This window comes from Caenimonas sedimenti (assembly GCF_007833165.1).
Lineage (GTDB): Bacteria > Pseudomonadota > Gammaproteobacteria > Burkholderiales > Burkholderiaceae_C > Ramlibacter > Ramlibacter sedimenti.
In genome coordinates this window covers 185,431-194,810 of sequence record NZ_VOBQ01000006.1, presented here as the reverse complement: position 1 = coordinate 194,810, position 9,380 = coordinate 185,431, and the positions used below count along the sequence as shown (strand labels likewise).

Genomic DNA, 9,380 nt, shown 5'->3' with positions numbered 1-9,380 from the left:
CCACGCCGGCCGCGCCCCCCTCCCGGCCTCCCCCCAGAGGGGGGAGGAGGTCCAGTGAACCTCTCCGCCCCCTTCGTCCGCCGCCCGGTCGGCACCGTGCTGCTGACGGTGTGGATCGCCCTGGCCGGCATCACGGCGTTCTTCAACCTGCCCGTCGCCTCGTTGCCGCAGGTCGACTATCCCGTGATCGCCGTGTCGGCGAGCCTGCCCGGGGCGAGCCCGCAGACCATGGCCAGCAGCGTCGCGACGCCGCTCGAAAGGCGGCTGGGCACCATCGCCGGCGTCAACGAGATGACGTCGCGCAGCAGCACCGGCAGCGCGCGCGTCACGCTGCAGTTCGCCCTGAACCGCGACATCGACGCGGCCGCGCGCGAGGTCCAGGCCGCCATCAACGCCTCGCGCAGCGACCTGCCGGCCACGCTGCGCAGCAACCCGACCTACCGCAAGGCGAACCCGTCGGCGGCGCCGGTGATCATCCTGGCGTTGACGTCGAACACGCGCACGCCGGGTCAGATCTACGATGCGGTCTCCAACATCGTGCAGCAGAAGATCGCCCAGGTCTCGGGCGTGGGCGACGTCGAGCTGGGCGGCGGCTCCCAACCGGCGGTGCGGGTCGAGCTGATTCCCTTCGCGCTGAACAACTACGGGATTTCCTCCGAAGACATCCGCGCCGCCTTGCAGGCCGGCACGGCCAACCGGCCGAAAGGCGACGTCGAGCTGAACGGCCAGCGCCTGCAGATCTACACCACCACCGGGATGGCCAACGGCGGCAAGTCGGCCGCCGACTACCGCAACCTCGTTGTCGGCTGGCGCAACGGCGCCGCGGTCCGCCTGGCCGACGTGGCCGAAGTCCAGGACGGGGTCGAGAACATCAACACGCTGGGCCTGTTCAATGGCCAGCCGGCCGTGATCGTCACGGTCACGCTGCAGCCGGGCGCCAACGTGATCGAAACGGTGGATGGCGTGCGCGACCTGCTGCCGTCCTTGCAGGAGGCGCTGCCCGACGACATCAAGCTGCAGGTCACTTCCGACCGCACGAACTCCATCCGGGCCTCGTTGCACGAGGTGGAGATCACGCTCTTCATCGCCATCGCACTGGTGGTGCTGGTGGTCAGCGTGTTCTTGCGCAGCGCGCGCGCCACCTTCATCCCGGCGGCCGCAACGGTCGTCTCTCTGCTGGGCACGTTCGGCGTGATGTACGTGCTGGGCTTCTCGCTCAACAACCTGTCGCTGATGGCGCTGACGGTGGCCACCGGTTTCGTGGTGGACGACGCCATCGTGGTGCTGGAGAACACGGCCCGCCACATCGAGGCCGGCATGAACCGCTTCGAGGCCGCGCTGCTGGGCGCGCGGGAGGTCGGCTTCACCGTGCTGTCGATCAGCCTGTCGCTGGTGGCTGTGTTCATCCCGCTGCTCCTGATGGGCGGCCAGGAGGGGCGCCTCTTCCGCGAATTCGCGGTGACGCTGTCGGCGGCGGTGCTGATCTCGCTGGTGATCTCCCTCACCACCACGCCGATGATGTGCGCCTGGCTGCTGCGGGCGGACGCGCACGAGCGTCCGCTGGGCCGCATCGCGCGGGGCCTGGAGAAGGCATTCGGCTGGACGCAGCGGGCCTACGAGCACAGCCTGGACTGGGCGCTCTCGGCCCAGTGGCTGGTGCTGCTGATCCTGGCGCTCGTCATCGGTTTGAATGCCTTCCTGTTCATCAAGATCCCCAAGGGCTACTTTCCCCGGCAGGACGCCGGTCAGATGCAGGGCGGGCTGCGGGCCGACCAGAGCATCTCGTTCCAGGCGATGCAGTCCAAGCTGCGCCAGGCGGTGGAGATCATCCGCGCCGATCCGGCGGTCGACACGGTGGTGGCTTTCACGGGTGGCAGCCGGGCCGGCGGCGGCTTCATGTTCGTCAACCTGAAGCCGGATCGCGAAGCCCGCGCCGAAGCCGTCAGCGCGCGCCTGCGCCCGCAGCTCGCGCAGATCACGGGGCTGAGCGTCTTCCTCAACCCGGTGCAGGACCTGCGGGTCGGCGGCCGGCAGAGCAACAGCACCTTCCAGTACACGCTCAAGTCGGACAACGTGCAGGACCTGAAGCTCTGGGCCGTGCGGCTGTCGGAGGCGATGAAGCGGCAGGAGGCGCTGGTCGACGTCGACACCGACCAGCAGGAGAACGGCGTGGAGACCTTCGTCGAGGTCGACCGCGAAAGCGCCAGGCGCCTCGGCATCAGCTCGCGCGACGTCGACAACGCGCTGTACAACGCCTTCGGCCAGCGCCAGGTGGCGACCATCTACGACGACCTGAACCAGTACCGGGTGGTGATGCAGGTGGCACGGCGCTACATCCGCGGGCCCGAGGACCTGAAAGACGTGTATGTGCCCGCCAACGACACCGGGCCGGCGACCGCGCAGGCGTCCACCGGCGACACCGGCAGCACGACGACCGCCACCGTGGCGCGTTCGGCCAATCCTGGTTTGCGCGACGCTTCGACCGGGGCGGTCGTCAGCGGCACCGCGCGGCCGATGGTGCCGCTGTCGGCCATTGCGAGGTTTGCCGAGCGGCCCACCGCCACCTCGATCGAACACCAGGACGCCGAACTCGCCACCACGGTCTCGTACAACCTGGCCGAAGGCTTCAACATGGCGCAGGGCGAGGCGGCGGTGCGGGCAGCCGAGGCCGCGATCGGCATGCCGATCAACGTGCGCGGCAGCTTCCAGGGCACGGCCGCGGCGGCGCAGCAGTCGCAGCAGCAGATGCCGATGCTGATCCTGGCGGCCATCGTGGTCATCTACATCGTGCTCGGCGTGCTGTACGAGAGCCTGGTCCACCCGATCACGGTGTTGTCCACCTTGCCGTCGGCCGGCGTCGGCGCCGTGCTGGCCCTGCTGCTCTTCCGGATGGACTTTTCCATCATGGCGCTGATCGGGCTGTTCCTGCTGATCGGCATCGTGAAGAAGAACGCCATCCTGATCATCGATTTCGCACTCGACGCCGAGCGCTCGCGCGGCCTGGCGCCGTACGACGCGGTGCGCGAGGCCTGCCTGCTGCGCTTCCGCCCCATCCTCATGACCACGCTGGCGGCCGCGCTGGGCGCGCTGCCGCTGGCGATCGGCTTCGGGGAGGGCGCGGAGCTGCGCCGGCCGCTGGGCATCACCATCGTGGGCGGGTTGATCGCCAGCCAGGTGCTCACGCTGCTCACCACCCCCGTGGTTTACCTGTTGCTCGACAAGCTGCGGCGGCGCAGCCCCCTTGAGCGGCACCTGGGCCGGCACAACGAACTACAGACGTCATGAAACTGCGCGCAGACCTCTATTGCAACGTGACCCTGCTCGCCCTGGCCTGCAGCCTCGCCGCCTGCGGCAACCTCGCGCCCAGGTACGAAGTCCCCGCCCTCGAAACACCGGTCGCCTTCAAGGAAGGGCAGGGCGCCTGGATCGCCGCGGCGCCGGCCGATACGCTGGACCGCGGTCCCTGGTGGGAGCTGTTCGACGACCCGGTCCTGAACGACCTGGCGGCGCAGGTGGAGGTGTCGAACCAGAACGTGGCGGCAGCCGTTGCCTCCTACCGCCAGGCGCGGGCGCTGACGCGCGAGCAGCGGGCTGCCCTGTTCCCGCAGGTCGGCCTGGATGCCAGCCGCAACCGCAGCGGGGGCCGCGGCGACACGCCCGAGCGGACCAGCTACCAGGTGAACATCGGCGCGAGCTGGGAGCCGGACGTCTTCGGCCGGCTCGGTCTCGGGGTGGACAGCGCGCGCGCGGCTGAACAGGCGACGTTCGCCGACCTGGCCGCGGTGCGCCTGGCGAACCAGGGCGAACTGGCGGTCAACTATTTCGGCCTGCGCGAGACCGACGTCCTGCGCGCCCTGCTGGCCGAAACGCTCACGGGCTACCAGCGCACGCTGCAGATCACGCGCAACCGCTATGACGCCGGAGTGGTGGCCCGCACCGACGTCCTGCAGGCGGAGACCCAGCTCGCGAACACCCAGGCCGAGATGCTCGGGCTGGAGCGGCAGCGTGCCGTCTTCGAGCACGCGATCGCCGTGCTGGTCGGCAAGGCACCGGCCCATTTCAGCCTGGCCGCCGATGCCCGGTGGAATGCCAGGGTGCCCGCAATCCCGCCCGAGGTACCGTCGACGCTGTTGCAGCGCCGGCCCGACATCGCCACGGCCGAACGGCGGGTCGCGCAGGCCAATGCGCAGATCGGCATCGCCCGCGCCGGCCTGTACCCCAGCTTCCGGCTCAGCGGCTCGATCGGCTCCAGCGCGGCCAGCATCGGCGATTTGTTCAACGCTTCGAGCCTGGTGTGGGCGCTGGGGCAGTCGCTGGCGCAGACGCTGTTCGATGCGGGCGCGACGCGCGCGCGGGTCGAAGGTTCACGCGCGGCGCTGGAAGAGGCGGCGGCCCGCTATCGCCAGACGGTGCTGGCCGCTTTCCAGGACGTCGAAGACCAGCTGGCCGCGCTGCGCGTGCTGGGCCAGCAACAGGTGCTGCGCCAGCAGGCGGCCCGCGCCGCCGACCTGGTCGAGCAGCAGGTGCTGAACCGCTACCAGGCGGGGCAGGTCGGCTTCACCGAGGTGGTGACGGCGCAGGTCAGCGCCGCGAACGCGCGCCGCGCGCTGGTGCAGGCGCAGATCGACCATCAGCTGACCACCGTCGCGCTGATCCAGGCGCTGGGCGGGGGCTGGCGGGGCTTGTGAAGATCGCTGGGGTGCGGCTTTGCGCGCACCACCAGCCTACGGTTCGGTGTCCTGCCCGAGCAGGGCGAGCATGCCGCCCTCCAGCGCCTCCATGTGGCGCGACAGCTGCGGCGTGCCCTCTTTCGAGATCTTCATGTAGCCCTTGAAGCTGCGCAGCAGGGTGGCGCGGTCGCCATGGTGCAGCAGCACCGTGGCCAGCGCCGCCTGCAGCACCTGCACCTGGGCGGCCAGCATCAGCTGGTTGTCCACCAGCCCCTGGATGCTCTGGGTGTGCACCTCGAGCATCTCCTTCAGTTCCTTGTCGTCCATGGCGGCCTCACTGCGATCCCGGCATTGTCGCCGCGAATGCCGCCCCGAAATCGGGTTCTGACCCCAACTAGGGGGGTGGGGTCTTGGGCTGGTAGTCGCAGTACTGGATCACCGCGCACTGCCAGCACTTGGGCGTGCGGGCGACGCAGACGTAGCGGCCGTGCAGGATCAGCCAGTGGTGGGCATCGACAAGGTACTCCTTGGGCACGCGCTTCATCAGCTTGTGCTCGACTTCCAGCGGATTCTTGCCGGGAGCCAGTCCAGTCCGGTTGCTCACCCGAAAGATGTGCGTGTCGACGGCCATCGCCTCGGCGCCGAAGGCAACGTTGAGGACGACGTTCGCCGTCTTGCGGCCGACGCCGGGCAGCGCCTCCAGCGCTTCCCGGTCGCGCGGCACCTCGCCGCCGTGGCGCTCCACCAGGATGCGGCAGGTCTCGTGGAGATGCTTGGCCTTCATGCGATAGAGGCCGATGGTCTTGATGGAGTCCTCCAGCCCCGCCTGGCCGAGCGCCAGGATGGCCTGCGGCGTGTTCGCGACCGGAAACAGCTTGCGCGTCGCCTTGTTGACGCCGACGTCGGTGGCCTGCGCCGACAGCAGCACGGCGGCCAGCAGCTCGAAGACGGTGGTGAACTCCAGCTCCGTCGTGGGCAGCGGATTGGCGGCGCGCAGGGTGGCGAAAAAAGGCTCGATGTCCGCGGTCTTCATGCGGCGAGTGTATTCAGCGCTTCACCTGCAACTCGCGGGCGAGCGCGGCGACGACCGCGCCCTTGGCCGAGTCGCGCCGGCGCACCAGCGCGATGCGGCGTTCCTCCGCGCGCGGCAGTTCGATGAGCCGCAGCTTGGGGTCCGCCGCCCAGCGCGCCTCACGCAGTTGCGGGACGATGCTCACGCCCAGCCCCGCGCGCACCAGTTCGGCGATGCTTTCCAGCGCGTTGAGCTCGAGGAATTCCTGCGGCCGGGCGCGCAGCTGCTTCAGCGCCTTGTCGATCAGGCGGCCGGTGTGCTGGCTGCGGTCGAAGCGGATGAAGGGCTGGCTTTGCAGCACCTTCGCGGCCGGCAAGTCGTGCAAGGTGCGCGGGACCAGCAGCACCAGCGGCTCCCCATAGAGCGGCGTCCAGCCCAGTTCCGGGCTGGCCGCGCCGGGTTCGCGCACGGCGATGGCGGCATCGAGTTCGCCCGCCAGCACGCGTTCGACCAGCTCCATCGACTTGGCGGCCGACACGTGCAGGTCCAGCGCGGCGTGCCGCGCCTTCAGGGTCAGCGTGGCCTCGATCAGCCCGCGCACGGCCGAGACGACGGCACCGAGGTGGACCGTGCCGGCCATGCCGCCGGCCTCCGGCTCGCCGGCGCCCACCATCTGCTCGTACAGGCTGACGAGGCGCCGCGCCTGCGGCACCAGGGCACCGCCGGCATCGTTCAGCATCACCGCCTTGCCCTGGCGTTCGAACAGCGGCCGCCGCAGTTCGCTCTCCAGCGCGCGCATCTGCTGGCCGACGGCCGCCTGCGTGAGTGCGACGCGGGGCGCGGCGGCGGCGAACGAGCCTTCGGCGGCGACGGCGAGGAAGGTTCGCATCAGGCGGATGCTGCTCATCCCTCCATCGTAAAGCAGAGCTTTAGTCTGGCTAAAGCAAGATTCGCTTTTGCTTTTCTTTGGCGCTTCCTATCATCTCGGGATGAAGATCCTCGCTTCCCTCATGCTGGCCCTGGCCGCCGCCGTTGCCGCGCCGGCCCACGCCCAGCCTTACCCCAACAAGCCCATTCGCCTGGTCGTGCCGTTCCCGGCCGGCGGCGCGACCGACATCTTTGCCCGCGCCGTGTCGCAGAAACTTGGCGAGCGGTTGGCCACCAGCGTCGTCGTGGACAACAAGCCCGGCGCCGGCGGCAGCATCGGCTCCGACATCGTCGCCAAGGCGCCGGCCGATGGCTACACGCTGCTGCTGGCGACCACCAGCACGCACAGCATCGGACCCAGCTTCGCCACCAGCAAGCTGCCGTACGACGCCGTCGCCGACTTCACGCCCATCGCCCACGTAGGCAGCGCGCCCAGCATCATGCTGGTGCCCAACAGCGCGCCGGTGAAGAACGTGAAGGAGTGGGTCGAGTACGCGCGCAAGAACCCGGGCAAGCTCAACTACGCCAGCAGCGGCAACGGCACCATCGTCCACCTGGGCGCGGAGTACTTCAAGGCGCAGGCCGGGCTGTTCCTGGTCCACATCCCCTACCGCGGCACGGCCCTGGCCATTCCCGACCTGATCAGCGGCAAGATCGACGTGCTGTTCGATTCCCTGCCCAGCGGCCTGCCGCACGTGAAGGAAGGCCGGTTGAAGGCCCTGGGCATCACCAGCGCCAAGCGCTCGCCGCTGCTGCCCGAGCTGCCCGCCATTTCCGAGTCGGTGCCCGGCTACGAAACCGTCACCTGGTTCGGCATGTATGGCCCGAAGGGCCTGCCGGCGGACGTGGTGAGCCGCATCAACACCGCCGTCAACCAGGCCCTGCAGGATCCCGACGTGAAGGATCGGCTGGCCCGGCTGGGCATCGAGCCGGCCGGCGGCACGCCGCAGCAGTTCGCGGCCATGACGGACGCGGACCGCGCCAAGTGGAAGAAGATCATCAACGAGCGCAAGCTCCAGGCGGATTGAGCGGCATGAAAGACTTCGATTTCCACAATCCCTATCCGACCACCCGCATCCCGGTCTTCGCGCGCAACGCGGTCTCCACCTCGCACCCGCTGGCCGCGCAGGCCGGGCTGCGCATGCTCTGGAAGGGCGGGAATGCGGTGGATGCCGCCATCGCCGCGGCGGCGGCCATGACCATCTGCGAGCCTGTGAGCAATGGCCTCGGCAGCGACGCCTTCGCGATCCTGTGGGACGGCAAGGAATTGCACGGCCTGAACGCGTCGGGCCCGGCCCCCGCCGGCTGGACGGCCGCCAGTTTCCGCGAGAAGTACGGTACCAACGCCGCCACGCCGCCCAAGCGCGGCATCGACTCCGCGACGGTGCCTGGTGCCGTGGGCGCCTGGATGGCCTTGTCGCAGCGCTTCGGCAAGCTGCCCTTCGCCGACCTGCTGGAGCCGGCCATCGAGATCGCCGAGCGCGGCTACCTCGTGCCGGTCGTGGTGCAGCAGAAATGGGAGGCGGCCACCGAGGAACTGGGCGGGCAGCCCGGCTTCGCGAAGGCGTTCCTGCCCTGGGGCCGGGCGCCGCGTGTCGGCGAGATGTTCCAGTTCCACGCGGCCGCGAAAGGCTTGCGCGCCATCGCCGCATCGAAGGGCGAGGCGTTCTACCGTGGCGAGATCGCGGCGGCCATCGCGCGGTTCAGCCAGGAGCAGGGCGGCTCGCACACGGTGCAGGACTTCGCCGCCTACCAGCCGGAGTGGGTGAAGCCGATCGCGAAGAACTACCGGGGCTACACGCTGCACGAGATCCCGCCCAACGGGCAGGGCATCGCCGCGTTGATGGCCCTGGGCATCCTCGGCCAGTTCGATCTCGCCAGCCACAAGCTCGACGGACCCGACTCGCAGCACCTGCAGATCGAGGCGATGAAGCTCGCCTTCGCCGACACCTACCGCTTCGTCGCCGAACGCGCGAGCATGGAGGTGACGGCGGAACAGATGCTGGACGACGCCTACCTGGCCAGCCGCGCGAAGAGCATCGACATGAAGCGCGCGCAGCCGTTCGAACCCGGCAACCCGGTGAAGGGCGGCACCATCTACCTGACCGCGGCCGACGAGAACGGCATGATGATCAGCTTCATCCAGAGCAACTACATGGGCTTCGGTTCGGGCTGCGTCGAGCCGGAGTTCGGCGTCAGCCTGCAGAACCGTGGCCATGGCTTCAGCCTGCTGCCCGGCCCCAACCAGCTCGCGCCCGGCAAGCGGCCCTTCCACACGATCATCCCCGCGTTCCTCACGAAAGATGGTCAGCCCGTGATGTCGTTTGGCGTGATGGGCGGCAACATGCAGCCGCAAGGCCACATGCAGACCCTGGTGCGGATGCTCGACTACCACCAGGGCCCGCAGGCGGCCTGCGACGCGCCGCGCTGGCGCTTCAATGCCGGGCTGGAGATCAATGTCGAGCACCAGATGCCGACCGCGACGGTGCAGGAGCTGCAGCGGCGCGGCCACCGCATGGAGGTCATCAACGACAGCTACCAGGATTTCGGCGCCGGCCAGTTCATCTGGCGCATGGGCGACCCGAAGAAAGAGGGCTACGTCGTCGCCAGTGATTCGCGGCGCGACGGGCTCGCCGCCGGTTTCTGAGAGCGCGCCGCGCGGCGCTTTTGTTCCGCCACGCGGACCTCGTCGCGCGCGTTGCGGAAAACCCTCTGCCGATTTGTCGCCTCGGTGACCCACGGGTGTGTCGCGCGTTTCCACAATGCCCTTG

General features: G+C 69.3%; 7 protein-coding genes. 4 read left to right on the top strand and 3 right to left on the bottom strand.

Annotation, left to right across the window (positions count from 1 at the left end):
* Nucleotides 1–54 precede the first annotated feature (54 nt).
* Complete coding sequence (locus FN976_RS09310) at nucleotides 55–3,285, top strand: efflux RND transporter permease subunit (protein WP_145892736.1); 3,231 nt, start codon at nucleotides 55–57, stop codon at nucleotides 3,283–3,285.
* Entirely contained in the window at nucleotides 3,282–4,688 is a 1,407-nt protein-coding gene (locus tag FN976_RS09305) for an efflux transporter outer membrane subunit (protein ID WP_145892735.1), read from the top strand. The genes FN976_RS09310 and FN976_RS09305 overlap by 4 nt, the downstream gene beginning before the upstream one ends.
* Before the next feature lie 36 nt (nucleotides 4,689–4,724).
* Here FN976_RS09305 and FN976_RS09300 read toward each other — a convergent pair whose 3' ends face one another.
* From FN976_RS09300 to FN976_RS09290, 3 genes are all read right to left on the bottom strand, one after another.
* Nucleotides 4,725–4,997, bottom strand: coding sequence for a hypothetical protein (locus tag FN976_RS09300; RefSeq protein WP_145892734.1), 273 nt, complete (start codon nucleotides 4,995–4,997; stop codon nucleotides 4,725–4,727).
* 67 nt (nucleotides 4,998–5,064) lie between these two features.
* The gene (nth, locus tag FN976_RS09295) at nucleotides 5,065–5,703 is read right to left on the bottom strand and encodes an endonuclease III (RefSeq protein ID WP_145892733.1); all 639 of its coding nucleotides are present in this window, start codon (nucleotides 5,701–5,703) and stop codon (nucleotides 5,065–5,067) included.
* 13 nt (nucleotides 5,704–5,716) lie between these two features.
* Entirely contained in the window at nucleotides 5,717–6,589 is an 873-nt protein-coding gene (locus FN976_RS09290) for a LysR substrate-binding domain-containing protein (protein ID WP_145892732.1), read from the bottom strand.
* An 82-nt stretch (nucleotides 6,590–6,671) separates the two neighbouring features.
* Here FN976_RS09290 and FN976_RS09285 point away from each other — a divergent pair, with 82 nt between their 5' ends.
* Together FN976_RS09285 and FN976_RS09280 are read left to right on the top strand one after the other, a co-directional pair.
* On the top strand, nucleotides 6,672–7,637 hold the full coding sequence (locus FN976_RS09285) for a tripartite tricarboxylate transporter substrate binding protein (RefSeq protein WP_186510800.1): 966 nt from the start codon (nucleotides 6,672–6,674) through the stop codon (nucleotides 7,635–7,637).
* Between the two features lie 5 nt (nucleotides 7,638–7,642).
* Nucleotides 7,643–9,256, top strand: coding sequence for a gamma-glutamyltransferase family protein (locus FN976_RS09280; RefSeq protein ID WP_145892731.1), 1,614 nt, complete (start codon nucleotides 7,643–7,645; stop codon nucleotides 9,254–9,256).
* Nucleotides 9,257–9,380 lie beyond the last annotated feature (124 nt).